The 25,877-nt window shown below is 57.8% G+C and carries 23 protein-coding genes and 2 tRNA genes; 17 read left to right on the forward strand and 8 right to left on the reverse strand.

The annotated features are described in order from the left end of the window. Positions 1-12: 12 nt before the first annotated feature. From secF to B3Z17_RS02600, 14 genes are all read left to right on the forward strand, one after another. On the forward strand, positions 13-987 hold the full coding sequence (gene secF / locus B3Z17_RS02535; protein WP_286828446.1) for a protein translocase subunit SecF: 975 nt from the start codon (positions 13-15) through the stop codon (positions 985-987). Between the two features lie 5 nt (positions 988-992). Further along, positions 993-1,397 (forward strand): Mth938-like domain-containing protein, encoded by a 405-nt coding sequence (locus B3Z17_RS02540; protein WP_068305626.1) that lies wholly within the window; start codon positions 993-995, stop codon positions 1,395-1,397. 272 nt (positions 1,398-1,669) lie between these two features. Next, on the forward strand, positions 1,670-2,455 hold the full coding sequence (locus B3Z17_RS02545; protein WP_286828447.1) for a hypothetical protein: 786 nt from the start codon (positions 1,670-1,672) through the stop codon (positions 2,453-2,455). 140 nt (positions 2,456-2,595) lie between these two features. Continuing rightward, the gene (locus B3Z17_RS02550) at positions 2,596-3,087 is read left to right on the forward strand and encodes a hypothetical protein (RefSeq protein WP_068305632.1); all 492 of its coding nucleotides are present in this window, start codon (positions 2,596-2,598) and stop codon (positions 3,085-3,087) included. Between the two features lie 236 nt (positions 3,088-3,323). Continuing rightward, positions 3,324-4,547, forward strand: coding sequence for an LL-diaminopimelate aminotransferase (locus tag B3Z17_RS02555; protein WP_286828448.1), 1,224 nt, complete (start codon positions 3,324-3,326; stop codon positions 4,545-4,547). A gap of 12 nt (positions 4,548-4,559) precedes the next feature. After that, a complete protein-coding gene (locus B3Z17_RS02560; RefSeq protein WP_286828449.1) occupies positions 4,560-5,864 on the forward strand; it encodes a homoserine dehydrogenase in 1,305 nt (434 codons plus the stop codon). Positions 5,865-5,880: 16 nt separating this feature from the next. After that, complete coding sequence (gene glpX, locus B3Z17_RS02565; RefSeq protein WP_286828450.1) at positions 5,881-6,843, forward strand: class II fructose-bisphosphatase; 963 nt, start codon at positions 5,881-5,883, stop codon at positions 6,841-6,843. Between the two features lie 10 nt (positions 6,844-6,853). Continuing rightward, positions 6,854-8,668: a single-stranded-DNA-specific exonuclease RecJ gene (gene recJ / locus B3Z17_RS02570; RefSeq protein ID WP_286828451.1), complete on the forward strand. Its 1,815-nt coding sequence runs from the start codon at positions 6,854-6,856 to the stop codon at positions 8,666-8,668. A gap of 76 nt (positions 8,669-8,744) precedes the next feature. After that, positions 8,745-8,820, forward strand: a tRNA-Glu gene (locus B3Z17_RS02575). Between the two features lie 28 nt (positions 8,821-8,848). Beyond that, positions 8,849-8,924, forward strand: a tRNA-Glu gene (locus B3Z17_RS02580). Positions 8,925-9,038: 114 nt separating this feature from the next. Further along, on the forward strand, positions 9,039-10,079 hold the full coding sequence (locus B3Z17_RS02585) for an endonuclease/exonuclease/phosphatase family protein (RefSeq protein ID WP_286828452.1): 1,041 nt from the start codon (positions 9,039-9,041) through the stop codon (positions 10,077-10,079). Then, the gene (locus B3Z17_RS02590; protein ID WP_286828453.1) at positions 10,046-10,885 is read left to right on the forward strand and encodes a MipA/OmpV family protein; all 840 of its coding nucleotides are present in this window, start codon (positions 10,046-10,048) and stop codon (positions 10,883-10,885) included. Before B3Z17_RS02585 ends, B3Z17_RS02590 begins: the two co-directional genes overlap by 34 nt. A gap of 10 nt (positions 10,886-10,895) precedes the next feature. Next, positions 10,896-11,585, forward strand: coding sequence for a M15 family metallopeptidase (locus tag B3Z17_RS02595; RefSeq protein ID WP_068305646.1), 690 nt, complete (start codon positions 10,896-10,898; stop codon positions 11,583-11,585). Between the two features lie 4 nt (positions 11,586-11,589). Next, the gene (locus B3Z17_RS02600; protein WP_068305649.1) at positions 11,590-11,970 is read left to right on the forward strand and encodes a DUF4440 domain-containing protein; all 381 of its coding nucleotides are present in this window, start codon (positions 11,590-11,592) and stop codon (positions 11,968-11,970) included. Here B3Z17_RS02600 and B3Z17_RS02605 read toward each other — a convergent pair. The 8 genes from B3Z17_RS02605 to B3Z17_RS02640 form a co-directional block, all read right to left on the reverse strand. After that, positions 11,967-12,722 carry a GntR family transcriptional regulator gene (locus B3Z17_RS02605; protein WP_068305651.1) on the reverse strand — a complete coding sequence of 252 codons (756 nt, stop codon included), beginning with the start codon at positions 12,720-12,722 and terminating at the stop codon, positions 11,967-11,969. The genes B3Z17_RS02600 and B3Z17_RS02605 overlap by 4 nt on opposite strands. Positions 12,723-12,732: 10 nt before the next feature. Beyond that, entirely contained in the window at positions 12,733-14,109 is a 1,377-nt protein-coding gene (locus tag B3Z17_RS02610) for a Na+/H+ antiporter NhaC family protein (RefSeq protein ID WP_286828454.1), read from the reverse strand. 61 nt (positions 14,110-14,170) lie between these two features. Next, positions 14,171-15,667, reverse strand: a complete 1,497-nt coding sequence (locus tag B3Z17_RS02615; protein ID WP_286828455.1) for an aldehyde dehydrogenase — start codon at positions 15,665-15,667, stop codon at positions 14,171-14,173. Positions 15,668-15,677: 10 nt separating this feature from the next. Continuing rightward, a complete protein-coding gene (locus tag B3Z17_RS02620) occupies positions 15,678-17,057 on the reverse strand; it encodes an aminotransferase (protein WP_068305656.1) in 1,380 nt (459 codons plus the stop codon). Between the two features lie 3 nt (positions 17,058-17,060). Then, positions 17,061-18,422 (reverse strand): glutamine synthetase family protein, encoded by a 1,362-nt coding sequence (locus tag B3Z17_RS02625; protein WP_068305659.1) that lies wholly within the window; start codon positions 18,420-18,422, stop codon positions 17,061-17,063. 44 nt (positions 18,423-18,466) lie between these two features. Further along, a complete protein-coding gene (locus B3Z17_RS02630; RefSeq protein ID WP_286828456.1) occupies positions 18,467-19,216 on the reverse strand; it encodes a gamma-glutamyl-gamma-aminobutyrate hydrolase family protein in 750 nt (249 codons plus the stop codon). Beyond that, positions 19,213-20,079, reverse strand: coding sequence for a hypothetical protein (locus B3Z17_RS02635; protein ID WP_286828457.1), 867 nt, complete (start codon positions 20,077-20,079; stop codon positions 19,213-19,215). The genes B3Z17_RS02630 and B3Z17_RS02635 overlap by 4 nt, the downstream gene beginning before the upstream one ends. Before the next feature lie 33 nt (positions 20,080-20,112). Then, positions 20,113-21,402 carry an NAD(P)/FAD-dependent oxidoreductase gene (locus tag B3Z17_RS02640; protein ID WP_286828458.1) on the reverse strand — a complete coding sequence of 430 codons (1,290 nt, stop codon included), beginning with the start codon at positions 21,400-21,402 and terminating at the stop codon, positions 20,113-20,115. Positions 21,403-21,737: 335 nt separating this feature from the next. Between B3Z17_RS02640 and gabD the strand changes: the two genes are divergently transcribed. From gabD to B3Z17_RS02655, 3 genes are read left to right on the forward strand one after another with little or no spacing between them, the layout of a single operon-like run. Beyond that, the gene (gene gabD / locus B3Z17_RS02645) at positions 21,738-23,192 is read left to right on the forward strand and encodes an NADP-dependent succinate-semialdehyde dehydrogenase (protein ID WP_068305667.1); all 1,455 of its coding nucleotides are present in this window, start codon (positions 21,738-21,740) and stop codon (positions 23,190-23,192) included. 1 nt (position 23,193) lies between these two features. After that, positions 23,194-24,552 carry a glutamine synthetase family protein gene (locus B3Z17_RS02650; RefSeq protein WP_286828459.1) on the forward strand — a complete coding sequence of 453 codons (1,359 nt, stop codon included), beginning with the start codon at positions 23,194-23,196 and terminating at the stop codon, positions 24,550-24,552. 7 nt (positions 24,553-24,559) lie between these two features. Continuing rightward, a complete protein-coding gene (locus tag B3Z17_RS02655; RefSeq protein ID WP_286828460.1) occupies positions 24,560-25,873 on the forward strand; it encodes an NAD(P)/FAD-dependent oxidoreductase in 1,314 nt (437 codons plus the stop codon). Positions 25,874-25,877: the final 4 nt, after the last annotated feature.

The raw sequence follows: 25,877 nt of genomic DNA on the forward strand, positions 1-25,877 counted from the left end.
GGGGAGGGGATTATGTTTTTACGTCTCGTTCCAGACAATACGAAGATCAACTTCATGGCCGCGCGCAAGATCGCGATGGCCCTGTCGGTGCTTCTCATCATTGGTTCGATCGTACTGTTCGCGGTGAAAAGCCTGAACTATGGCATCGACTTCAAAGGTGGCATTTCGGTTGAGGTGCAGATGGAAGGCGAAAAAGCCATTCCTATTGAGGCCGTGAAAAATGCGGTTGAAGCCATGGGCTACACCAGCCCTTCTGTCCGCCGGTACGGCGAGGATTGGGAAGCCATGATCCGCATCGAGCGCCAGGAAGGCGATGCCAAGGCCCAAAGTGCTGTGATCCAGAAAGTGCGGGAAGAACTGCCGAACGCGGTTCCCGGCATCAAATTCATGGACGGTAACTTCATTGGTGCCACCGTGTCGGGCGAACTGAAGCGTGACGGGGCGCTGGCCGTAACCATCGCGGTTCTGGCGGTGCTGGTTTACATCTGGTTCCGCTTCGAATGGCAGTTCGGCCTGGGCGCTGTGGTAGCACTGGTGCACGACGTTCTCTTGACGGTCGGCTTCTTTGCTATCACCCAGCTTGAGTTCAACCTGTCGATCATTGCGGCCATCCTGACCATCGTGGGCTACAGCCTAAACGATACCGTGGTGGTGTATGACCGGGTGCGTGAAAACATCCGCAAATACAGCAAGACACCAATGGAAGAGCTTCTGAACCTGTCCCTGAACCAGACGCTGGCACGGACCTTGATGACCTCTGTCACCACCCTGGTGGCGCTGTTTTCCCTGTTCTTCTTTGGCGGCGAGGCCATTCGCGGCTTTACCGCAGCGATGATCTGGGGTGTTGTCGTGGGTACCTACAGCTCGGTCTTTATCGCCTCACCGATGCTCCTGATGTTCAAGATCAAGCGGGATGCACTGCTTGCGGGTGACGACAATGACCCAACGGTGGACAAGAGCCGCCCTGGCCAGTTTGATCAGATGTAAGTCTGATGGCTGACAAGATCAAACAAGGTGGCTTTATCATGGAGCAGCAGGCCGATGACGACCTGCTGCTCATTGAAGCCTATGGTGATGGCGGTTTCCGCCTGATGGACCGCCGCGTTGAAGGCGGTGTGCTGGTACAGCCCACGGGGTTCTATCCTATGGATGCCAAAACGCTGGATGATTTGAAACCGGAGCATTTCAGCAAGATCATGAATGAGGGTGATCGCCCGGAAATCGTCCTTGTCGGAACCGGCGTAAAGATGCAGCTTCTGCCCAAGGCTATCCGGCAGTTCCTCGAAGACGCCAATATCGGCTTTGATATCATGGACACAGGCGCCGCAGCCCGGACCTATAATGTCCTGCTGATGGAACAGCGCCGGGTCGCCTGCCTGTTGCTGCCTGTCGACTGACACGCTGAGCCCAGGAAACTAAAGGCCCCTGCGGTGAACGGTTCGTCGCAAGCCTGTCTCTCGGTTCACCGCAACACCGGGCGGTCCGCCGCATCAACCCCACAATTCATCGCTTCCGCCTTCCACTGACACCAAGACCTGCGCATCCTTGATTTCACAAGAACGTGAAGTTCGGGTATCGGCCCGAGAAAATCGCGACAGTCGAGGATAGAGTTTTTTCTGGCGTCAGTGTACTCGCCGGGGGATACTCAGAAGAAGAATGGAGATTTCCCATGTGGATGACACCAAAACAAAAGCGCCGTGCAGCTGCAGCCCTAGGCATCGCCGCGTCAAGCCTGGTGATTGCCGGAGCCAGCCATGCCATGATTGCCATGGCGGGTGGTGACGAGCAAACCGAGCAGGCAGAAAAAGCCGAAAAGAACAAGCGGACGATCCGCGTTGTTCGCAGCGGCGACAGTAAAGTCGAGGTGCATAAAAAGGGGCACCGGACCGTTCTGGCAACAAGTGACCGCAAAGCGTTCGAGAAAGAGCAGCAGGAAGCGCTTGAGAAGGCGCGCGCTGCCCTCAATGAGGTGACCGAGCGGCTGATGAAGGCCAAGAGCAAGAGCGAGGTGCAAGCCCTGAAGGCCGCACAAAAGGGCCTTGAGGCTGCAATCATCTCGCTGGAAGAGCGCCGGATGCGCCATGTGATTGTCGCACCTAGCCGGATTGAAATTGCCAGGATCGAATCTGAAGCCATGGCCGAAGCTCTCACGGACCTCAGTGAAAGCGAAGCCGAGCTGTCGGAAATGCGGATTGAGCTCAAGGACGAAATCGCTGAAGCCCGCCGCGAGATCGAGGAAGCGCTCGGTGACCTGGAGCTTGAGCTGGATATCGACGGCGATATCCGTACCCTGCGGATAGAATCGCTCAAATCTGCGCAACTGTCGCTCGAGGAGATGGAAAAGCACCACCTTGAGGCCTTGAAGCAGGCGGAAGCAGATATCAAGCGGGAACGCGAGCGGATTGAACAGCGCCTGCGTGAGCGTGAGGCAGAAGCCAACAAGAAAGACGGTTAAGCCACATCCGCGACGGAAGAATGGACGAGGGCGGCCTCATGGCTGCTCTCAGGCATTTGATCAAACTATGCCGAAAGTTTACTTGTCGTTTGTGTAATAATGTAGCATTATCCTGACACAGTTGGGAAATGGAACCACACATGAAACGCACCCTTATTGCTGTTGCATCTTTCGCCTTAATCGGTAGCGCTACTGCGCTTGCCGGTGAGCGCATGGTTGGCTTTGACAGCCTGGGTACCATGATGCTGGAGCACGAAGCCGAGGAAGTTCGTGAAGTTTCCTACCGCTCGCCAGAGCTGGCGCGCTGTGAACAGAAGGAAGAGGAAATTCGGGCGCGGCTCAATGACCTGAACCTGAATTTTGCCCAGTCCTTCTCCGAGTCCTTCTCTCAGTCCTTTGCCAAAAGCGACGCCGTGGATATGCAGGCGTTTGAAAGCCGTATTGAAGCCATGACTGACCGCCTGTCTGAGCTGAAGATGCAGAAACTTGTTCAGATGGGTGCTCTGCAGCAATCGCTGTCGGAACATCGGGCAGAGCTGGACAAGTACCGTAAGGCCTTCAAGGATGACGCGCTTTATGCCAAAGTGTTGAGCGCGCTGGAGCAGGCCGAACAGGCCATGGCGTCTGAATAGACCCCAATAGGGCCTGACTGTAACCGAACCGGGCCTGGCCCGGTTTTTTGTTGCCTCCCTCCCGGTTGCCGTCAGCTGTTACGCGAACCTTACGCAATAGTATTTCGCCAGATAAGAAAAACCATTCCGATCATTGCGTGCAGCCGTTGCGCTTGGCCCAAAATTCCCTTAGAGCTAAGCGTTCACAGGGCGCTTTGGGGCGTCCGGTTTTCGACAATATCCAAGGTAAAAAGGTCATGAGCAATCAAGAGTTTTACCGCATCAGGCGGTTGCCCCCTTATCTATTCGCTGAAGTGAATCAGATGAAGGCGGCGGCACGAGCGCGCGGTGAAGACATCATTGACCTTGGTATGGGCAACCCCGATTTGCCGACCCCGCAGCATATCGTCGACAAGATGAAAGAAACCGTGGATAAGCACACCACGCACGGCTATTCCGTATCGCGCGGTATTCCGGGCCTGAGGCGTGCCCACGCGGCCTACTATAAGCGCCGCTTCGGGGTGGATATCGACCCGGAGACGGAAAATGTGGTGACGCTTGGGTCCAAGGAAGGGCTGGCGAACCTGGCGTCTGCCATCACCACGCCGGGTGATGTGATTCTGGTGCCGAACCCCAGTTTCCCGATCCACCCATATGGTTTCATGATCGCAGGCGCGGCTGTCCGTCACCTGCCCATGGGGCCAGGGCGCGACTTCCTGACGGAACTGAAGTATGCCGTTCAGCACAGCGTGCCCACGCCGACTGCCGTGATCCTGTGTTATCCGGGTAACCCGACGGCCGAAGTGGTCGACCTTGCCTTCTATGAAGAGGTGGTCGATTTCTGCAAGGCGCATGGCATCTGGATCCTGTCGGATCTGGCTTATTGCGAGATTTATTTCGACGACAACCCGCCGCCTTCCATTTTGCAGGTGCCGGGGGCGAAAGACATCGCCATTGAATTCACCAGCATGTCAAAAACCTATTCTATGGCTGGGTGGCGCGTGGGCTTTGGCGCGGGCAACAAAGACCTTGTGAGCGCGCTGACACGGGTGAAAAGCTATCTGGACTATGGCGCCTTCACGCCCATCCAGGTGGCGGCAGTGGCGGCCCTCAATGGCCCGCAGGACTGCATTGACCTGCACCGCGAAACTTACAAGAAACGCCGGGATGTTTTGGTTGAAGGCCTCGCGGCTGCAGGATGGGACATCCCAAGCCCCAAGGCGTCCATGTTCGCCTGGGCGCCGATCCCCGAAGACTTCCGCGAAATGGGGTCCATGGCCTTCTCGAAACTGTTGCTGGAGCACGCCAAAGTCGCTGTGGCGCCGGGCATCGGTTTCGGCGAATACGGCGAAGGCTTCGTGCGTATCGGCCTGGTGGAAAACGAACAGCGAATCCGGCAGGCGATCCGCAATATCAAGAAACTCATGGCGAACAGGGACGAGATTATCGCGTCTTGGAACGCCGAACAGAATAAAGCGTAACTGGAGATCAGTATGAGTAAGCAGGACGACCGAAAGATCATCCTGGGCATCGCGGGCCTTGGCACCGTTGGGGCTGGGGTAGTGAAGATCATTGAGAAACACAAGGCTCTCATTGCCGCCCGCGCCGGATGCCCAGTGGAAATCAAGGCCGTCAGCGCCCGTGACCGCAGCCGCGACCGCGGTGTGGACCTCAGCGCCTATGATTGGGTTGATAACGCTGTTGATCTGGCTGAAGAGGGCAGCGGCGTCAATCTTGTGGTGGAACTGATCGGTGGGTCCGACGGCCCGGCGCTGGCGCTGGCGCGGAAGGCGCTTGGCCGCGGTATCGGGTTCGTGACCGCCAACAAAGCGCTGATTGCCACCCACGGCAAGGAGCTGGCCGCGCTGGCGGAAGAAACCGGCGCACCGCTGAAGTTCGAAGCGGCTGTCGCGGGCGGTATCCCGATCATCAAGGCACTTCGTGAAGGGCTTGCCGGCAACGCCATCGAAAGCGTACGCGGTATTTTGAACGGCACCTGCAACTATATCCTGACGCGGATGGAGCATGAAGGCCTCGCCTTTGATGACGTGCTCAAGGACGCGCAGCAGCTGGGCTACGCAGAAGCCGACCCGACGTTTGATATTGACGGCATCGACACCGCCCACAAGACAGCCATTCTGGCGACGCTGGCGTTCGGCACCGAGCCCGATATTGAAAACCTGCCCACCGAAGGCATCCGCAACATCGCGCCTGTGGATATTGAGTATGCCAAAGAGCTGGGCTACCGCATCAAGCTTCTGGGCGTGACCCAACAGACCGCCGAAGGCATCGAGACGCGCGTACATCCGGCCATGGTGCCGACCCGCGCGGCCATCGCCAATGTGATGGGCCCGACGAACGCTGTGGTCGTGAACGGCGACGCCGTTGGTCAGACGGTTTATGAAGGCGCGGGCGCGGGCGAGGGGCCAACGGCTTCTGCCGTCATGGGTGATATTCTTGATGTAGCGCGCGGCGCGGAAGGTCCACGCCTTGGCGTGCCGGCCACCAGCCTGAAGCCGTCAAACCCTGTGCCAGTGGTGAAGCACCGCGGCACCTATTACATTCGCCTGCGTGTGAATGATCAGCCGGGCGTAATGGCTGATATCACCAAGGTCCTGGCGGAAGAGAATGTTTCCATCGAAAGCATGCTGCAGCGCGGAAGTGCAAGCGATGGTGGCGTTTATATCGTGCTTACGACCCACGAAACAGTTGAAGCTTCTGTTGCGGCAACACTTGACCGTTTCACTACGCTTCAATGTGTGCTAGAGACCCCCACAATGCTGAGAATCGAAGCCTGAAAAGGGAGCAAGTCTAATGGGGTCTCAGGAACTGAATCGCCAACTCGTCCTTGAAGTTGTCCGCGTCACCGAAGCTGGTGCAATCGCGGCAGCCAAGTGGAACGGCCGGGGCGATGAAAAGTCCGCTGATGCAGCCGCTGTTGAAGCGATGCGCAAAGCATTCAATAAAATGATGATCGAAGGCACCGTCGTGATCGGCGAAGGCGAACGCGACGAAGCGCCTATGCTGTATATCGGGGAAAAAGTCGGCGCCGGCGGGCCAAAAGTGGATATCGCCCTTGATCCGCTCGAAGGCACGACCATTTGCGCCAAAGCCATGCCAAACGCGCTGGCTGTGCTGGCCATTTCCGCTGAAGGCGGCCTCCTGAACGCACCTGACGTCTATATGGACAAGATCGCCGCTGGCGGCGGCCTGCCAGACGGCGTGATCGATCTGGACAAAACGCCGACTGAAAACGTCAAGGCGGTGGCCGATGCCAAAGGCAAGGCCGTTGAAGACATGATGGTGTGTGTGCTGGATCGTCCACGCCACGCTGAAATCATCAAGGAACTGCGTGCGCTGGGTTGTGGCGTTGCCCTGATCGGCGACGGTGACATCGCGGGCGTAATCGCGACGACGGATCCGAAAACCGGCATCGACCTTTATATGGGGTCTGGTGGCGCGCCTGAGGGTGTTCTGGCGTCCGCCGCTTTGCGCTGTATTGGTGGCCAGATGCAGGGCCGTCTGTTGTTCCGCAACGATGACGAACGTGGCCGTGCCCGCAAATGGGGCATTGAAGACCTGAACAAGAAATACACCATGGAAGAGATGGCGTCTGGCGATGTGATTTTTGCCGCGACGGGTGTGACAGACGGCTCCATGCTGAACGGCGTGCATATCACGTCCCGCGGCATTGAGACTGACACCATCACCATGCGGTCCAAAACCAAGACCATTCGCCGTGTACAAGCGATCCATGGCCCGGACGGTAGCCAATAAGGTTATTGAGTTGACCGACATCCAAGAGACAACAGGAGCGGCGGAACCCTTTTTGGGTGTCCGCCGTTCTGCGCTTGAGCAGGCATGGGAACTCAGGCCCTATGTGCCGCGCATTGCCGAAGCCATCGCCGACCGCCTGGGCGTGCCCGCCATTGTGGGGCAGTTGATCGCCGCCCGCGGCATCGGCCTTGAAGAAGCAGAAGCATTTTACACGCCTTCGCTGAAGGAAAGCCTGCCGGACCCCAGCACGATCCTGGATATGGACAAGGCCGTCTCACGCCTTGCAAGGGCGCTGCAGAACGGCGAAAAGCTGGCGATTTTCGGCGATTATGACGTGGACGGCGCAACGTCTTCAGCCGTGCTGTACCGCTACCTGACGGCGCTGGGTGCCCATGTGGAAATCTATATCCCGGACCGGATGGTCGAGGGCTATGGCCCCAATGCGCCGGCACTTCTGGGGCTCAGGGACAAGGGTGTGGACCTTGTAATCACGGTGGACTGCGGCACGCTGTCGTATGAGCCGCTGAGGGCCGCGAAGGACGCCGGGTTGGATGTGATTGTGGTGGACCACCACAAGGCCGAAACAACGCTGCCAGAAGCGGTAGCCGTGGTGAACCCGAACCGGCTTGATGACGATAGTGGCCTTGGCCAGGTGGCGGCTGTAGGCGTCTGTTTCCTGGTGGCAATTGCGCTTAACCGCGCCCTTCGGGAAGTGGGCTATTTCACCGAAGGCAAGCGTGAACCCAACCTGATCAGCCTTCTGGATATCGTGGCGCTGGGCACAGTGTGCGACGTGGTGCCACTGACGGGCGTCAACCGGGCCTTTGTGGCCCAGGGCCTGAAAGTGATGGCACAGCGCCACAATGTGGGCATTACGGCCCTCTGTGACGTCGGGCGGGTGTCTGAGGCACCAACCACCTACCATGCGGGCTTCATTCTGGGGCCGCGCGTCAATGCCGGTGGCCGGGTAGGGGAAAGCTATCTGGGGGCCCAGCTTCTGACCACGGACGACATGATGGCCGCGCGCCAGATCGCGGAGAAACTGGATCGCTATAATGAAGAGCGCCGCGCCATTGAGGCCGAGGTGCTGGAAGCCGCCATGAGCCAGGTGGAAAGCGCCACAGGTGTTGGCGGGCAGGCAGATACAGTGGTGGTGGCTGCGGGCGACGGCTGGCACGCAGGCGTGATTGGCATCGTTGCCTCGCGCCTCAAGGATAAATACGGACTGCCCACCTTCGTGATCGGCATCGAGAATGGCGAAGCCAAGGGTTCGGGCCGGTCGATCAGCGGCGTGGACATGGGCGCAGCGGTGATCGAAGCCGTGCAGAAGGGCCTTCTCCTTAAAGGTGGCGGGCACGCCATGGCGGCGGGCCTGACAGCGGCGCCTGACAAATTGGAGGAGCTGACAGCCTTCCTGCGTGACCATATGCGCAAGGATGTCGAAAAGGCCACCCAGAACCGGGCTTTGAAGATTGACGGCATGGTGGCGCTTTCCGGCGTGACGGCAGACCTGATTGACCAGATCGACCAGGTGGGTCCTTTCGGGGCCGGCAACGCAAGCCCGCGGTTTGCCATCCCGGAGCTGGACCTATTGAAGGCAGATCTGGTGGGCCAGAATCACTTGCGCTGTATTTTCAAGTCCCGCGACGGGAAATCCATCAAGGCCATGGCTTTTCGCCAGTGGGATGAGCCCATGGGAGCACTGCTGCGCACCGGCATCGGGCGGCGCTTCCATATCGCAGGAAAGCTCAAGAAAGACACCTGGGCTGGGGGCGGAAAAGTGGAAATCACGCTGGATGACGTTGCGCTGGTTGGGCTGCCGTAAGAAAAATGCAAAAAGATGTTGACCGGGGCACCGGGGGTAGGTATCTAGGCCCCCGTCGCAGCGAGTTCTGCAGCGTGGTCCCTTCGTCTAGTGGCCTAGGACGCCGCCCTTTCACGGCGGAAACACGGGTTCGAGTCCCGTAGGGATCACCATACTCGCCGCAGACCATCCTTTTAGGAAGGTCCCTTCGTCTAGTGGCCTAGGACGCCGCCCTTTCACGGCGGAAACACGGGTTCGAGTCCCGTAGGGATCACCATATCTTCAAAAAGCCCTGCCTTTCCGGCGGGGCTTTTTTGTTGTCGCAAAGCCGTCTTAATTAAATCAAAATCTTTTGCTATGTATGATTTGCACCAGGAACGAAGGGGTGGCGATGACAATTGGTTTCAGAGTAACAGCAGCAATCATTCTTGCCAGCATTTGGGCCGCTCATGGGGCGGCGAAGGAAAGCAAGCCATCTGATCCGCTCCTGCGGGTTCTCAGCTTCAATATCAACGCCTTGCCGTCTGCCATCCATGGGGACGGGTCTGAAAAGTATGCCCGGATTGCGGAGATATTGCGCCAGCGCCGGCAAGAGGGCACCCACCCGCAGATTGTGTTGTTGCAGGAAGCCTTTGACGGGGATGCCCGGGTCATTGCTGATACCACGGGTTATGCCTATGCGGTCATGGGGCCGGGGCGCAAAGATGCCTCGAAAATGGGTGAGACGCACTGGTCGCCAAAGACCCGGAAAGCCTACACCAGTTTCGATGATCCGCAGAAACTAACGGGCAGTGGCCTGGTGATCCTTTCTGATTTCCCAATTCTGGAAGCCCAGCACAAGGCATTTGATTCAGACATGTGCGCGGGCATTGATTGTTTGTCGAACAAGGCCATTCTGCTGGCACGCCTGTCTGTGCCGGGCATGGATCGTCCGCTTGATGTGATCAACTCACACTTCAATTCCCTGAATTCCACCAAGGCACCCCGGCGCTGGACCGAGAAGGCACATCGCCGCCAGTCGGATACCCTTGAATGGTTCCTGGGTAAGGTCGGGCAGGGCAACCCACTTCTTCTGGCCGGCGACTTCAATACCAGGGCGCAGGACCGCTACCGCTATTTCCGCGATGCCGTTCAGGTACAGGACGTGGCAGAGCAATGCCTGTCCCTGTCTGAACGCTGTGAACTTGAGGTGGGGACAAGCCAGTCAGCCGTTCTCTATGACACCAACGACAAGCAGTTTTCGAATGACAGTACCTGTCACCGGTTGACCCCAGTGCGCATCAGCCGGAATTTCACAGAACAGATTGACGGTCAGCCGCTGTCGGATCATCTTGGCTATGAAGTGGCGTACCGCGTTGAGCGGGTCGGTCACGATGATGGACCTTCAACGGAAGCTTTATGGCGCACGACCGACACTGCCGATATGGACTGATTGCCTGCCTGATGATGTGTGCCTCCGGCGCTGTATTTGCGCAGGATGGTCGCCTGACCAGCCCTGGCAAGCCTGTCTATGTGGAATCCAGCGAAATCGAAGAGGACCGCAAGCGCGATGACTGGAGCGGCCAGCTGGGCCTCGGCTATTCGCTGGCGCCGGATTTCCTTGGCGCGGACCACCATGGGCTGGAACCTGCGGTTCTATTTCGCGCTAGCTGGCGCGACAAAATATTCATTGAAAACAATAAAATAGGAAGTGTTCTTCACACATCACGTTTCCTGAAGGCCGGTGTGATCGGGCGCTGGAACCTGGGCCGCAAGGATGACCTGACATTGCGGCAGGCAACGGGCGCGGAAGAAGTGAATGATGCCTTTGAGGTGGGTCTGTTCGCGGCAGGGTCGCTCTATAAATTCTTTCTGACTGCCGAGCTGTACCAGGGACTAAGCAGTGTACATAAGGGCGTGAACATGGAGCTCGAAGGCGGTTATACGTTTGAGTTGAATTCACGGCTGAAGTTGACACCCATCCTGGGCGCTCACTGGGCATCGAAAGATTTCATGCAGGCTTTCTTTGGCGTCGAGGACGGCAGCGGGGATTTCGCGCCTTACCGCACAGGCGCTGGCATTTATGAGCTATATGGCGAAGCGTCGGCTGAATTGCGGCTGGACAGGAACTGGTTGCTGAAGTCCAGTATGCGTTTGACACAATTGAAAAATGGCGCCGCCAGAAGCCCTATTGTCAGAAGTGATATCGGGAGCCGCTATCAGGTAACCGGCTATGTGGGGCTGGTGTGGCTGTTTTAAGGGGGGACACATGCGTACCTTGGCAAATTTGGTGATGGGGGTGGCGATGGCCCTTGCTGGCTGCGTGACGGCCCTGGCAGCGCCGCCTGACGGTTTCGTGGACCTGGAGGCGTATATCCCCGGCATTGTGGTTGAGGCCCGCTATGCGGGGAACCACAATTTTGTCGGCCAGCCGATTGACGGCTATGAGGCACCGAAGGTGTTTCTGAGTGTTGAGGCCGCAAATGCGCTGAAGACAGCACAGCACAGGTTGGCGGCGCAGGGTATGACGCTGAAAGTGTTTGATGGTTATAGGCCGCAGAGGGCTGTGGACCATTTCATGCGCTGGGTTTCAGACGCCAACGATACAAAGAATAAGGCGGCCTATTACCCGGACGTCGCCAAGCACCGCCTGGTTCGGGAAGGGTATATCGCTGAAAAGTCCGGCCACAGCCGCGGCAGCACGCTTGACCTCACAATCGCGCACATCATGCCTGATGGCAGTGTTCAGGAGCTGGATATGGGCAGCCCCTGGGACTTCTTTGGGCCCATATCCCATCCATCCTCAAAGGCTGTCAGTGATGATGCGCGCGCCAACCGGATGCTGTTGCGGATGTCCATGCTGGCGGCAGGCTTCAAGCCCTATGAGGCCGAGTGGTGGCATTTCACGCTGACGCGAGAGCCGTACCCCAATACCTACTTCGATTTTCCTGTGGAGTAACGCCATGACACCAGATGACACCTTGATGCGGCAGATGCGGCTTCTGGAGGAAGCACTTGCCGATGCAGAAGTGCGGGCATCACGTGATGCGATGGCCTCCCTGCTGTCCGACGGGTTTCGAGAGTTTGGTGCGTCAGGCCGGGTTTTCGGCAAAGAAGAGATCTTGGAGTTGCTGGCCAAAGAACCTGGTGGCGACAGCTATCTGGTTGAGGAGCTGAACGTGACAAGGCTTGGCCCGGAAACCGCGCTGGTGACTTACCGTATACCGCCACGCATGGTGGCGGGGTCTGAGCGGGCTGCCTCGCTCAGAAGCAGTATCTGGCGTATGGAAGAAGGCGTGTGGCAGCTGCTGTTCCACCAGGGCACAAGGCAGCCGGTAGCCTAAACGGTTTTGGCCAGCTGCCGCATATAGGCCTTGCCCGGCATGACAAGGTTTTCCGCCTCGTCGCGGGTGTAGCGTTCCAGCAGCTCAGTTTGCGTCATATAGCCGGCACCGTCGCGGATATCCGCTTCAATCGCGGCCTTCAGGCCAAACGGGTTGCGGGTCTCAATGGCCTTCATGATCTCAACGTGCCGGTCCGTGACATAATGCTTTTCAAGGTTCGCCAGCGCCAAGCGGTGCAGCGGCCCCAGTTGCAGCCAGACGCGCTCAATCATCGGCATGGTCACGGGATGAGGGTGGGCCAGGTAAAGCGCGCGGTGGAACGCCTGGTTGCCAAGGATGATGCCCTGGGCATCAGGCCCTTCGAACGCCTGGTTCTGTTCTTCGTTGAGTTCACGCAACAGCTCCAGCCGCTCGTCTGTCACATAGGGCAGGGCGCGTTCCGCTGCGTGCACTTCCAGCATGATCCTGAGTTCCAGCAGTTCCGCCAGCTTGGCAGGGGTCAGGTCGGGCACCATGATGCGGCGGTTGGACTTCAGCTCGAGCGCCCCTTCGCTCGTGAGGCGCCTGAGCGCTTCGCGGACCGGCATGGCCGATACATCCAGCATTTGGGCGATGCCGCGGATTGTCAGGGCGCGGCCAGGCTGCACCTGGCCGGACATGACTGCGAACCGAAGGGCGCGATAAACCCATTCCTGGGCAGTTTCATTGTCTACCCGGTCCAGCCAGTCGAAATTGAAGTCATTTTTGCTCATAGGCTCCTTCTTACGCAAGAATGGCAAAGCCAATCAAGGAAATAAGCGCGCCCACGACCGCATAGGGAAGTTGCGTTAGCGCGTGCTGGATGGAAGTGGTGCCGCAGCTTTGAGCTGTCAGGACGGTGGCGTCAGCATAAAGGCACGCGTGGCTGCCGAATGTGCTGGCAGACAATGTTGCCCCGATCACCAGCGGGATACTCGCGCCCGTGGACAAGGCCAGGTCTGCAATGACGGGCAGGGCAATGACAAACATGCCCCAGCTTGAGCCTGTCGCAAAGGCGATCAGGCCCATCACGCCAAACACAATGAACGGTAGCGTGGTGGCGGTCATGAACGGTGTTGTCAGCTCAAGGATATAACTCGTCAGGCCCAGCTGCTCGTTGACATCCTTCAACATGTAGGCCGCAAAAATGATCGCCAGAGCCTCAACCATGATCTTGAAGCCGTCAATGATGGTGTTGAACGTATCGTGATGGTCCAGAATGCGCAGGCCAATGATCGCGAGTGTCATCAGGGCCAGCGTGGCATATACGGCTGGCAGGAAATCCATGTCGTAATAGATGGTGAAGCCTACAAGGCCCACAAGCGGCAAAACAAACAGCCACAAGTTCCGTTTGACGCCTTCTTTTTCGACGATGGTTTCGTTCGCGGCCTGTACATGTTCCGCGCCGGGGGGAATGGACTGGCCATATTCTCGCGCCCGGTATTCGGCTTTCTTCATCGGCCCCAGAAGGGGAAATTTGCCTGCCGCCACCAGCGGAATGATGAAAATTGCGATCCAGGGGTACAGCATGTAGGGAATGCCGGAGATATAGGTCCACAGGCCCTGGCCTTCAGCCGCAAGGCCGTTTTCTTCCAGCAGTTTGGCGAAAAAGACCCCCCAGGTGCTGAGCGGGATAATCACGCTGACAGGCGCTGCGGTGCTGTCGATCACATAGGCCAGCATCTCGCGGCTGACACGGTATTGGTCTGTGATTTTACGCATCGCCGCGCCGGCGGTAATGCTGTTCAGATAGTCATCAACAAACAGGGAAATGCCAAGGGCCCAGGTTGCCATCAGCGCACTGAAGCGGGTTTTGACCCTTTTGGTGACGAATTGGACGAAGGCGGCGAGCGCTCCTGTTCGGATCAACAGCCCGATCAGGCTACCCATGGCGCCACACACCAGGATAACCCAGATGAGGTCCTCGTCTGAGAGCACGCGCATGGTGGTTTCGGCAGTGACGATGACGAAATCACCACCATCAAGCATGACGATGCCAACGACAGCGCCAATAATCAGCGCCTCAATGGGCCGCCTGATGGTGACCGCAAGCACAAGAACCACAAGTGTGGGGATCAGCGTGAGTATGCCCTGGTGGCTCAGTTCCGCCGCTGTTTCCATTTAATCGTCTCTCCCAAAAAAGTAGAGCGCAGCCTGTTGGCTACGCCCAAATCGGATTTGCTTAAAGCTGCACCCAGGTGGTTTTGAGGTTGGTGTATTTATCGAGCGCATGCAACGATTTATCACGCCCAAAACCACTTTGTTTATACCCGCCAAACGGGATCGACAGATCACCTGTCGGGTCCCAGCAATTGACCCAGATGGTACCGGCCTGAAGCGCGCGTGCCATGCGGTGGGCGCGACTGATATCCTTGCTCCACACGGCGGCGGCAAGGCCATAGATAGTGTTGTTGGCAATCTCGATCGCTTCTTCTTCGCCGTCGAATTCGATCACGGCCAGAACGGGCCCAAAAATCTCCTCGCGGGCGATGGTCATCTCTGGCGTCACGCCGTCAAAGATTGTCGGCTGAACGAAATAGCCGCCGGTCTCGGTGCGTGCGGCAGCACCACCCGCCACCAGTTTGCCGCCGTCCTTGCCGGCTGTCTCGATATATCCCAGCACGCGGCGGTACTGGCTGTCGTCCACAATAGCACCCAGGTTGGTTGCTGGATTGAGCGGATCACCCGGTACCCAGCTTTTGGCTGCTTCAAGCACTTTGGCCATGAACTTGTCTTTGATCTTCCTGTCCACCAGCAGGCGGGAACCTGCGGTGCAGACCTCCCCCTGGTTGAAGAAGATGGCGCCGGCTGCTGCCTGTGCGGCGGCGTCCAGGTCAGGGCAGTCGTCCATGATGATGTGCGGGCTTTTGCCGCCGCACTCAAGCGCAATGCGCTTCAGGTTCGACTGGCCCGAATATTCCATGAAATATTTGCCAACCTGTGTTGAGCCAGTGAAGGCCAGCCCGTCCACATCCATATGAAGCCCAAGTGCCTTGCCCGCCGTGTGGCCAAGGCCGGTCACCACGTTGAAGACGCCGGCTGGAATGCCGGCTTCTTCGGCCAGGTCCGCGATCCGCAGCGCCGTCAGGGGTGATTGCTCGGCCGGCTTCAGGACAACCGAGTTGCCGGTCGCGAGGGCAGGGCCCAGTTTCCAACAGGCCATCAGAAGCGGGAAGTTCCAGGGAACAACCGCGGCCACAACGCCGATGGGCTCCCGCGTGATCATGGCGAGCGCGCCAGGGTCGGTGGGGGCGATTTCGTCCAGCACCTTGTTGGCGGCTTCACCGTACCAGCGGATGGAGTTGATCGACGCCGGAATATCGATCGATGTGGCGTCAGAGATGGGCTTGCCCATATCAAGGGTTTCCAGCACCGCCAGCTCGTCGGCGTGCTTTTCCATCAGCTCCGCCCAGCGGATCATCACTTTGCCGCGCTCGGTGGGGTGCAGGTCTGCCCAGATGCCGCTTTTGAACGCGCGGCGGGCCGCAGCCACTGCCTTGTCCACGTCCGCCACATCGCAGGATGCGACCTTCGCCAGAACCTCGCCGGTTGCCGGGTTGATGGTCTCAAATGTCTCGCCAGAGGCCGCGTCTGTGCGCTTGCCGTCGATATAGGCCTGGGTGTGGATCCTGGCGTCCTTGGCCTTGGCCTGCCAGTATCCGAGTGTTTTATCCGTCATGGCAAACTCCTTACATTACGCCGATTTCTTTGGCTGTCAGGTCCAGCGCAAGGCGGGCCTTGGCAACCAGTTCGTCAATTTCATCGTGGGTGATCACCAGTGGCGGACACAGGATCATCGAGTTGCCCACGTGGCGCATTACAAGGCCGTTGCCAAAACAGTGCTCCCGGCATTTGAAGCCGACATCCAGCTCATCTGGGAACAGCTCTTTGGTTGCCTTGTCCTTGACGATCTCAATCCCGCCCAGAAGGCCGACAGTGCGCACCTGCCCAACCAGCGGGTGGTCCGCAAGTGTCTCAAGCTGCGTGCGAAAATAATCGATCCGTGCCTTGGCTGCATCCGTGCCCACCAGGCCTTCACGCTCCATGATTTCAATATTCTTGAGCGCCACGGCGCAGGCCACAGGGTGGCCGGAATAGGTGAAACCATGCACCATCTCGTCGTCGCTTTTGGCAATCTCGCGGGCGATATCGCCCCCCATCGCTACAGCGGAAATCGGCTGATAGCCGGACGACAGGCCTTTGGCCATGGTGATGATGTCAGGCTGGATGCCATAGTAGGTGGAACCGAACCATTCACCGGTACGGCCCCAACCGGTGATAACCTCGTCACACCACAGAAGGATACCGTACTTGCGGCACAGCGCCTCAATGCGTGGCCAGTAGCCTTCAGGTGGCGGCATCATGCCGCCAGCGCCCATCACGGGCTCGCCCACAAACGCAGCGACATTCTCTGGGCCGATCTCAAGGATCTTGTCCTCAACCGCCTGGACGCACTGGTCGCAGAACTCTTCCTCGCTCAAGTCACCACCGAACTTATAGTGGTGCGGCGTCGGGCCCACATGGTGGATGCCTTCAATCGGCAGGTCGAACTGCGGGTGCATGCCGGTGAGGCCCGAAAGCGAAGCTGCAACGGTCGTGGAGCCATGATAGGCTCGTTCGCGCGCGATGAACTGCTTGCGGTTCGGCTGACCCTTCAGGTTCCAATAGTATTTTACCAGCTTGTAAGCGCTGTCGACGGCTTCGGAACCCGAGCAGGCAAACAGCACCTGATTGACGTCACCCGGGGTTTTCTCCGCAATCTTGGCCGCAAGCTCGGTGGCGTACGGGTTCGACGTCATGAAGAAGAGGTTATAGTAGCTGAGGCCCCGCATGGCTTCTGCGGCTGCCTGAACCATTTCTTCATTGCCGTAGCCGATCTGGGCGCACCAGAGACCAGCCATGCCGTCCAGGATTTTCTGGCCTTCGCTGTCCTCGAGATACACGCCCTTGGCGCCGGTGATCATGCGTACACCGCGTTCACGCAGGCCTGGGTGGCTGGTGAAGGGATGCAGGTGATGTTCTGCGTCCTGGCTCTGCCAGAATTTGGTACGATTGCTTAACTCAGTCATAACTTACACCGTCAGTAGGAGGTACTTCGTTTCCCAAGGGCTCAGAACTGACGAATAGCTGTCATATTCCATTTCCTTGGCATCGAGATAGGTTTCCACGAAGGCTTCGCCGAAGATTTCGCGAATTGCCTTGCTTCTGCGCATATTTTTCATGCCTTCAAGGAAGTGCCGTGGCAGCGCCTTGCCGCGCGCTTCGTAGGCAGAGCCCTTGAATTCCGCCAGCGGCTCCAGGCCTTCTTTCATGCCCAGATAGCCACAAGCCAGCGACGTGGCGATGGCGAAATAGGGGTTGGCGTCAGAGCCCGCGATGCGGTTCTCAACCCGCCGGCCTTCCTTCGGCCCGCCCGGTACCCGGAGGCCCACAGAGCGGTTTTCCCGGCTCCAGTGGGTGTTGGTCGGCGCCGACCAGGCCATGGAGAAACGGCGGTAACTGTTCACGAACGGCGCAAACAACGGCATCGTTTCGTGCAGGTATTTCTGCAAACCGGCGATATGGCTCAGGAAAAGGTCTGAATGGCTGCCGTCCTCATTCGCGAAGATGTTCTTGCCTGTCTTGATATCCACCACCGACTGGTGGATGTGCATGGCGCTGCCATAGCTATCGGGGTAGGGGCTCGCCATGAAGGTACAGAACATATTGTGACGAATGGCGATTGCCCGAAGGATGCGTTTGAACAGGAACGACTGGTCAGCAACCTGAAGCGCTGGGCCATGGGTCACGTTAAACTCGAACTGGGCAGGGCCGGCTTCGTGGATCAGTTCGTCCACATCAATGCGCTGGGCCTCGCACGCGTCATAGACATCGTCGAAATAGGCGGCATATTCGTCCAGGCTGTCGATCGAATATGGGGCCGACCCAACGTCACGGCGGCCAGAGGCGCCAACTGGAGAAATCGGTAGAGATTCAACGTCTTCCTGGCGATCGATAAGGTAAAACTCGAACTCTGGCGCAACGATTGGCTGCCAGCCTTCGTCCTCATAAAGCTTGAGGATGCGTTTCAGGAGCTGACGTGGTGAAAAGACACATGGGTCGCCGTTTTCAAGTTCGGCATCGCAGATGACTGCGGCCGTTGGTTCCGGTTGCCAGGGCGTCGTGCACAGCGTGTCCAGGTCCGGCGTCAGGATGACGTCGCGCTCTGTTTCCGACAAGTGATCATTCAGGGCGTAGTCCCCTGTGATGGTCATGCCGAACACGCTTTCCGGCAGCTTCAGGCCGCGGGACTTGATGCCTTCGATGAATTTGGTGCGCGGCATGGATTTACCGCGGGCAATACCCGCGTTGTCCGCCACCATACATTCGATGTCGTCGATGTTTTCAGATTTCAGCCAGTTATCCAGCTCTTCGATGCGCTTTGCATCATACATAGATCACCTATCCAGGGCCCATTGCTGGGCCGTGTCCTTCTCAATCAGGTTCTCTTGGTCTTATGCCCGCGCACGGCGTCGCCGAACGCGTTAAAGATCTTGGTGGAAGGCATATCGTCCCAGGCCTTCCATTCCGGGTGCCACTGGACTGCCAGGGCAAATTCTTTGGCGCCGTCAACCGAGACGGCTTCGATGGTCTCGTCGTCGGCCAGCGCTTCAACGCTCAGGCCGGGCGCGAGGTCGCGAATGGCCTGGCCGTGCACCGTGTTGACCATGAAGCGGCTTTCACCGGTCACGCGTGCCAGAAGCCCGCCCGCCGTTGTGCTGACAGCGTGGGCATGGCCATATTGGACATCAATCGGGGCGTTCTTGTCCTCCCGGTGGTCCATCCGGCCTTCAATTTCATGGACACGCGGGTAAAGCGTGCCGCCCATGGCCACATTCAGTTCCTGCAGGCCGCGGCAGATGCCCAGCATGGGCACGCCGGCGTCCAGCACCGCTTTCACCAGCGCCAGTGTGTTCTTGTCGCGGCGCGGGTCTTCATGTTCGCCTTCGGGCGCAGGATCTTCGCCATAATGGTGGCGCTGGATGTTGCTGTAGCCGCCGGTGAACAGAATGCCGTCGGCAATGGCAAAGATATCCGTCGCTGCAATCGGGTCCTCAAGGGCTGGTATCAGCACGGGTGTCACGTCCGCACAGCGCACCAGGGCCTGGATATATTTATCCCCCACCTGATGGTAGATATGCGGGCCCTGCTGGTTGGTATCGCATACGATGGCAACAATCGGCTTCATGCTGCGTCTCCGGACTCGGTTACAAGATCATCTTCTGCTGGCGTCGATTCGTGCCACTTGAAGAGGTTCATTTCGATGAAGAAGAAGGCCAGGATCCACAACAGCGCATCCCAGAAGCCCATCAGATCACCCAGCCAGCCCCAATAGACACAGCAGGCCATCAGGGTCAGATACAGGAAGGCTTTCACAACACCGTTCCACTTATAGAATTTTTCCGTCAGTTCACCGCGAAGCTGCAGGAAGATGTCCACCCACAGGAAGACAACAATCAGCACCCATGTGGAGGCGTTGATGACATCAATGATCGCCAGCTTTTCCATTTGGATGAAGCCTGCCCGGTCGGAAAGCGTGTCCAGGTCTGCCTGATAATAGAGGGCAGTGGAATCAAGCGTGCCGCAGTTCTCGGCCGTCAGGTCGACAAATTCATAGAGGTCAAGCGCGATGGAGGAAACAGAACCAACAGCAGCACACGCTGTGCTTTGGGCATAGGGCGCGAAGTCAAGAATGACTTCAAAGTGCGCAATATAGCCCAGCAGCGCCTGGATGATCAGGGCATAACAGATGGCTGCAATCAGGTTCAGGCCCCATTTCAGCGGCCCTTTAAGCTTTTCGTCTGGGATAATGTAGGTTTCAAACTCGAACGCGAGCAGCAGCACAAGCCAGGCAAAGCTGTCAGTCGACTGGGAGAAAGCATCAACAAGCATCCCGAAGCCAACGCCTTCAGGGAAGCGTACCGCGCTTGCCAGATATTCTTCCCGCATGAAGTAGACGAGATTGAAAAAAATGAGCGTGTAGATGGTGTATTTGAAAGCCTGGAACAGGGTTTCCGGTTTCATGCCCAACACTCGTCGCTCTGCGGTCATCGATAAATTCCCCACTTCCCACCTAAGCCTTTTCTATATTCCAAGTTTGTCCCGCATGGAGTACCACCAGCAGCCAAGGGTGCTCAAGGGTACACTAAGAAGCTGTCCGCCGGGGAAGCTTCTTGCGGGCATGCTTTCAAACACGTCAAACGCCGTCGCGTCGCCGTGCAGCGCGTGCGCCACAAGCCGCCCCATCATATGGGAACTGGTCACACCGTGGCCACTGTAACCATGGGCGAAATAGGTGCCCGCGCCAAGCCGCCCGACATGGGGCAGCCGCGACCATGTCAGCGCGATGTTGCCCTGCCAGCCGAACTCAACCTTGAGGTCTTTCGTGGCCGGGAACAGGCGCTCCATGTTGGGGCGCAGTGCATTTTCAACGTCTGCCACATCTTCACCGCCATAAACGGTGCCACCACCGAACAGCAGGCGTTTGTCTGCGGTCAGGCGGAAATAATCGAGTACATAATTGGCGTCCTCGACGCACATGTCTGTGGGCAGAATGTCGTTGGCCATTTTATCGGAAAGCGGCTCGGTCACAATGATCTGCGTGCTGGCAGGCAGGATTTTGGGGTAGAGCTGTTTCACGGTTTTTCCGAGATAAGCATTACCTGCCAGAACAACATATCGGCTTTTGACCGAGCCGCCTTCCGTGTGCACAACGGGGGTTTCTGCCTGATGGTCCACTTCTGTGACACGTGTCTGTTCAAAAATGCGGGCGCCCAGGCTTTCGGCAGCCCTGGCTTCACCCTGCACCAGATTAAGCGGATGAATGTGGCCGCCTTTATGGTCAATCCAGCCACCGACATATTTATCCGTGCCGACATGATCGCGGATCGCGTGGCTGTTCAGGATTTCGATGCCGTTCCTGCCGCGGCCTGCCCACATGTCCTTCACGTCGCTCATGCCGCGCAACTGCTTGTTGGTGCAAGCCGCAAGGACAGAGCCATATTTGAGATCGCACTGGATGCCGTAGCGGCTGACAAGTTCGCGGATAACGTTTCCGCCTTCAAGAGCCAGGGATGCAAGAGCAGTTGCGCCCTCCGGGCCCACCGTTTTTTCGATATATTCGATTTCGCGGCTGAAGCCGTTGATGATTTGGCCGCCGTTGCGGCCCGAGGCGCCCCAACCGATCTTGGCGCCCTCAAGAATCACCACATCATAGCCAAGCTCAGCCAGCGTCAGGCCTGTGACTACGCCGGTGAAGCCGCCGCCCACGATGCAAACATCGGCTTCGATGTCGCCTGTCAGGGCAGGGCGATCCTGCGTGTCGTTGGCTGTTGCGGCATAATAAGAGCCGGTATGATTGGTTTGTTGCTGCACGAATACACCTGTAAGCAAAAATGGGTAACGCGGCCCTTTGGCCGATAACTTGGCAATAAAGTGATCACATTTTTTAAAATGGGTCAAGTGAACTTTTATGATGCTATATAAACAGCAGAATAAAGGGATTTTTGGTCCCTTTGACGAGGCTTGTGCTTCGGCGTGGAAGCAAAAATGTCCTGCCTGTGTTGACACTAATCATATTTTGTGATCACATTGTCTCGTGCCTAGAGGGCTGTCGCTGCTGGTGGCGTGAACAATGTGTTCTAAGTAAACTGTTCAAGCTGTCGGTCAGCGACACTTCCTTTAGGTATTAATAGTGGGGATATTTTGTGATGAAACTGAGTGATCGTGCCTTACTGAAGGACAAGGGCTATATTGACGGTACCTGGGTGGATGCCGAGAGCGGTGAAACGTTCGAGGTCAAGAATCCGGCGACCGGCGACGTCATTGCCACGCTTCCCAATATGGGGGCGGATGAGACCCGTACAGCGATCGAGGCTGCAGAGGCTGCTTTTGCCGACTGGCGTGGCCGGGTTGCGGCTGAGCGGTCCCGGGTTCTGAAGAAATGGTATCAGTTGATCATGGATGCGCAGGAAGACCTGGCGCAGATCCTGACGGCTGAGATGGGCAAGTCGCTGGCGGAAGCGCGCGGCGAAATCGCCTACGGCGCCAGTTTTATTGAATGGTTCGCGGAAGAGGGAAAGCGCCTGTATGGCGATGTGATCCCGCAGCACCAAGCTGACAAGCGTATCATCGTACTGAAGCAGCCGATCGGTGTTGTGGCGGCGATCACGCCATGGAACTTCCCGAATGCCATGATTACCAGGAAGGTGGCACCCGCCTTGGCTGTTGGCTGCCCCGTGGTGGTGAAGCCAGCGGCAGAGACGCCGCTGTCGGCGCTTGCGCTGGCGGAGCTGGCGGAACGCGCCGGCCTGCCCAAAGGCCTGTTGAATATTGTTGTAGGCAAGAAATCCCGCGACATCGGTGGTGAAATGTGCGCCAACGAGACGGTGCGCAAGCTGACCTTCACCGGTTCGACCGAGGTTGGCCGCGTGCTGATGCGCCAATGCGCGGACGATATCAAGAAAGTATCGCTGGAGCTGGGCGGCAATGCCCCGTTCATCGTGTTTGACGACGCGGATATCGATGCGGCAGTTGAAGGTGCCATGGCATCCAAATACCGCAACTCCGGCCAGACATGTGTGTGTGCCAACCGGCTGTATGTTCAGGCGGGCGTCTATGATGAATTCGTTGAAAAGCTGTCTGTTAAGGTTGCTGCCATGAAAGTGGGCAACGGCACGGAAGAAGGTGTGGCCCAGGGGCCGCTGATCAATGAAGCAGCGATCGAGAAAGTTGAAGAACACATCACAGATGCGCTCGATAAAGGGGCGGCGCTGGTGGCTGGTGGCAAGCGCCATGAGCTTGGCGGCAGCTTCTTTGAGCCGACCATCCTGCGCGATGTAACGCGTGAGATGAAAGTGGCGCGCGAAGAAACCTTTGGCCCGGTGGCGCCTGTCTTCAAGTTTGAAGACGAAGCTGATGTGGTTGCCCAGGCCAATGACACGGAATTTGGTCTGGCGTCCTACTTCTACGCCCGCGACCTGTCGCGCGTTTGGCGCGTGGCCGAGGCACTGGAATACGGCATGGTTGGTATCAATACCGGCATCCTGTCCACCGAGGTGGCGCCCTTTGGCGGTGTCAAGCAATCCGGCCTGGGGCGTGAAGGATCGCGCTACGGGATCGAAGATTATGTTGAAGTGAAATATCTCTGTATGGCGGGGATCTAAAGTGAGTAGTTCAAGTATGCCAGTTGGTGAGGAAATTAAGTCCTTTTTGAAGGACAACCCGGATATTGAAGTGGTGGAAGTGCTGATCGCAGATATGAACGGCATCTTCCGCGGCAAACAGATGCCTGTGTCCGGCCTCAAGAAGCTGGCGAAAGCCGGTGTGCCTTTCCCAATCACAACCACCTTCCTGACAACGAACGGCTCGAATGCTGAAGCCATTCTGGATGATTATGGCAGTGACCCGGACAGGATTTGCATGCCGGTTCCAGGCACGCTGAAGCGCGTGCCCTGGGCCTCGCGTCCGACGGCCCAGATTCTGGTGACCATGCAAGACAGTGACGGTGCACCTTTCTTTATGGACCCCCGCAGTGTGCTGCAGCGCGTGTTGGACCGCTATGCGGAAAAACGCCTGCGCCCCGTGATTGCGCTTGAGTATGAATTCTTCCTGTTTGAAGCAGGCTCAGTGCCGCCGGTGCCGGTGTCGCCACCAAACGGCATGTCCGCCGCAAGCGGCGCGAACTGCTACAATATGGACGTCTATTATGATTTCGAAGGCCTGATGCAGGAAATCGAGGAAAGCTGCCGTGCGCAGGGCCTCGATGTCATCGGCCTGGTGTGCGAATACGGCAACGGCCAGTTCGAGGTGAACCTGCAGCACACGTCCGATGTGGAAAGGGCGTGTGATGACGCGCTTCTGCTGAAGCGTGCGGTCAAGGCTGTGGCGCTGAAGCACGGCCTGCTTGCCAGTTTCATGGCCAAGCCCACCTATGATGAAGTTGGCAATGGCCTGCATGCCCATGTCAGCGTGCTTGACGCTGACGGCAGCAATATCTTCGCGGGTGAGGGCGGTGAAACCAAGCTGAAGCGTGCGGTGGGTGGCCTGCTGGAGACCATGCCTGAAGCCACCGCATTCTTTGCGCCCAATGCCAACAGTTACCGCCGGTTTGACCCAGAGTGGTTCGCTCCCGTGGTGCCGAACTGGGGCGAAAACAACCGCCGCCTGAGCGTGCGCTTGCCGCTTTCGGACGATGCCAACCGCCGGTTCGAACACCGTGTGTGCGGCGCGGACGTATGCCCACATCTGGTGGTGGCTGCGATCCTCGCCGGCGCCTTCCATGGCCTTGAGGAAAAAACCGATCCGGGCGAGCCGCTGGGTGAGTTTGACCTGGTGGATTTCGACGGTGTCCTGCCGTCCCGTTGGCTCATTGCACTTGACGTGCTTGAGAAGGGCAAGGTGATGCCAGAGTATCTTGGCAGGGATTTCGTGGATCTTTACCTGCGCATCCGCCGGTCCGAGGAGGAAGAGTTCCACCGTCAGATCAGCGTCGCAGACTATGAACAGTATTTGAGAATTATCTAGAGGACTTATGCGTATTCGCGATTCTATCCATAGCGACCAACTGCCGCCATCCTATTATACGGCGACCTGCAATGACCTGAAGCCTTTCCAAAGGCTTGAGGGCAACATGAAGGTCAATGTGTGCGTGGTCGGCGGTGGTTTCACTGGTGTGGCCGCAGCACTCCATCTGGCCGAACGAGGCTATGAGGTGGCGCTGGTGGAACAGAACCACATTGGCTGGGGTGCCTCGGGCCGGAACGGTGGGCAGGTGATTGGCGGCTATGGCCCCGAACTATCGAACCTGTCGAAAATCGAGAAGGTTTTCGGCAAGGATAACGCCCGCGCAGCCTGGAACATGGGTGTCGAATGTGTCGACATCATCAAGGGCTGGGTAGAGAAATACGACATCGATTGTGACCTGAAGTGGGGCTATTTCGACGCTGCGATGAAAGAGCGCGACATGGACGAGCTGAAGGAAGCCATGGATACGCTGGTCAGCTTCGGTTACGAGCCCGAGCAGAAAGTGATCGAACGCGACCAGGTGAAGGACATCGTGGGGTCTGACCGCTATATCGGCGGCGTTACCAACATGGGCTGGGGGCATTGCCACACGCTCAACCTGGTGCGCGGCGAGGCCCGGGCGGCAGAAAACCTGGGTGTGAAGGTTTTTGAAAATGCGCGCGTGTCCAAAATGGATTACCAGGGCGACCAAGTGCTGATCGACATGGACACCTGCCGCATCACGGCTGATATCGTGGTGCTGGGCGGCAATGCCTATCTGGGGCGGCTGGTGCCAAAGCTGGCGTCTCGTGTGCTGCCCGCAGGCAGCTATATTGTCGCCACCGAGCCCTTGACCGACGAACAGGTGGCCAGTGTGCTGCCGTCTGATTATGCCGTATGCGACCAGCGCTGGGCGCTCGATTATTTCCGCCTGTCGGCTGATAAACGGCTGCTGTTTGGCGGCCTTGCGACATATTCGGGCCGGCACCCCCGTGACATCGAGGCCGCCGTTAAGCCCAACATGCTCAAGGTGTTTCCGCAGCTTGAAGGCGTCAAGGTGGACTATAGCTGGGGCGGCTATATGGGCATTGGCCTGAACCGCATTCCGCAAGTGGGCCGCATCAAGCCAAACGTCTATTTTGCCCAGGCATATTCGGGCCACGGTGTGGCAGCAACGCATATGTCGGCAAAATTGATCGCCGAAGCGATCGCAGGACAGTTCGAACGCTTTGATATCATGGCAAAAATCAAGCATCCTCCATTTCCAGGGGGGCAGTTGTTTGCTCAGCCCCTGCAGGCCATCGGTATGGCCTATTACCGAATGAAGGACGCGCTAGGGTAGGATC

Origin of the sequence: Kordiimonas sp. UBA4487 (assembly GCF_002389025.1) — a bacterium.
In the GTDB taxonomy this organism is placed as follows: domain Bacteria; phylum Pseudomonadota; class Alphaproteobacteria; order Sphingomonadales; family Kordiimonadaceae; genus Kordiimonas; species Kordiimonas lacus.

Bases quoted from the DNA above. Each gene is read 5' to 3' on its own strand.
- secF (WP_286828446.1), top strand. From the start codon at position 13: ATGTTTTTACGTCTCGTTCCAGACAATACGAAGATCAACTTCATGGCC.
- B3Z17_RS02540 (WP_068305626.1), top strand. From the start codon at position 993: ATGGCTGACAAGATCAAACAAGGTGGCTTTATCATGGAGCAGCAGGCC.
- B3Z17_RS02545 (WP_286828447.1), top strand. From the start codon at position 1,670: ATGTGGATGACACCAAAACAAAAGCGCCGTGCAGCTGCAGCCCTAGGC.
- B3Z17_RS02550 (WP_068305632.1), top strand. From the start codon at position 2,596: ATGAAACGCACCCTTATTGCTGTTGCATCTTTCGCCTTAATCGGTAGC.
- B3Z17_RS02555 (WP_286828448.1), top strand. From the start codon at position 3,324: ATGAGCAATCAAGAGTTTTACCGCATCAGGCGGTTGCCCCCTTATCTA.
- B3Z17_RS02560 (WP_286828449.1), top strand. From the start codon at position 4,560: ATGAGTAAGCAGGACGACCGAAAGATCATCCTGGGCATCGCGGGCCTT.
- glpX (WP_286828450.1), top strand. From the start codon at position 5,881: ATGGGGTCTCAGGAACTGAATCGCCAACTCGTCCTTGAAGTTGTCCGC.
- B3Z17_RS02585 (WP_286828452.1), top strand. From the start codon at position 9,039: ATGACAATTGGTTTCAGAGTAACAGCAGCAATCATTCTTGCCAGCATT.
- B3Z17_RS02590 (WP_286828453.1), top strand. From the start codon at position 10,046: ATGGCGCACGACCGACACTGCCGATATGGACTGATTGCCTGCCTGATG.
- B3Z17_RS02595 (WP_068305646.1), top strand. From the start codon at position 10,896: ATGCGTACCTTGGCAAATTTGGTGATGGGGGTGGCGATGGCCCTTGCT.
- B3Z17_RS02600 (WP_068305649.1), top strand. From the start codon at position 11,590: ATGACACCAGATGACACCTTGATGCGGCAGATGCGGCTTCTGGAGGAA.
- B3Z17_RS02605 (WP_068305651.1), bottom strand. From the start codon at position 12,722: ATGAGCAAAAATGACTTCAATTTCGACTGGCTGGACCGGGTAGACAAT.
- B3Z17_RS02610 (WP_286828454.1), bottom strand. From the start codon at position 14,109: ATGGAAACAGCGGCGGAACTGAGCCACCAGGGCATACTCACGCTGATC.
- B3Z17_RS02615 (WP_286828455.1), bottom strand. From the start codon at position 15,667: ATGACGGATAAAACACTCGGATACTGGCAGGCCAAGGCCAAGGACGCC.
- B3Z17_RS02620 (WP_068305656.1), bottom strand. From the start codon at position 17,057: ATGACTGAGTTAAGCAATCGTACCAAATTCTGGCAGAGCCAGGACGCA.
- B3Z17_RS02625 (WP_068305659.1), bottom strand. From the start codon at position 18,422: ATGTATGATGCAAAGCGCATCGAAGAGCTGGATAACTGGCTGAAATCT.
- B3Z17_RS02630 (WP_286828456.1), bottom strand. From the start codon at position 19,216: ATGAAGCCGATTGTTGCCATCGTATGCGATACCAACCAGCAGGGCCCG.
- B3Z17_RS02635 (WP_286828457.1), bottom strand. From the start codon at position 20,079: ATGACCGCAGAGCGACGAGTGTTGGGCATGAAACCGGAAACCCTGTTC.
- gabD (WP_068305667.1), top strand. From the start codon at position 21,738: ATGAAACTGAGTGATCGTGCCTTACTGAAGGACAAGGGCTATATTGAC.
- B3Z17_RS02655 (WP_286828460.1), top strand. From the start codon at position 24,560: ATGCGTATTCGCGATTCTATCCATAGCGACCAACTGCCGCCATCCTAT.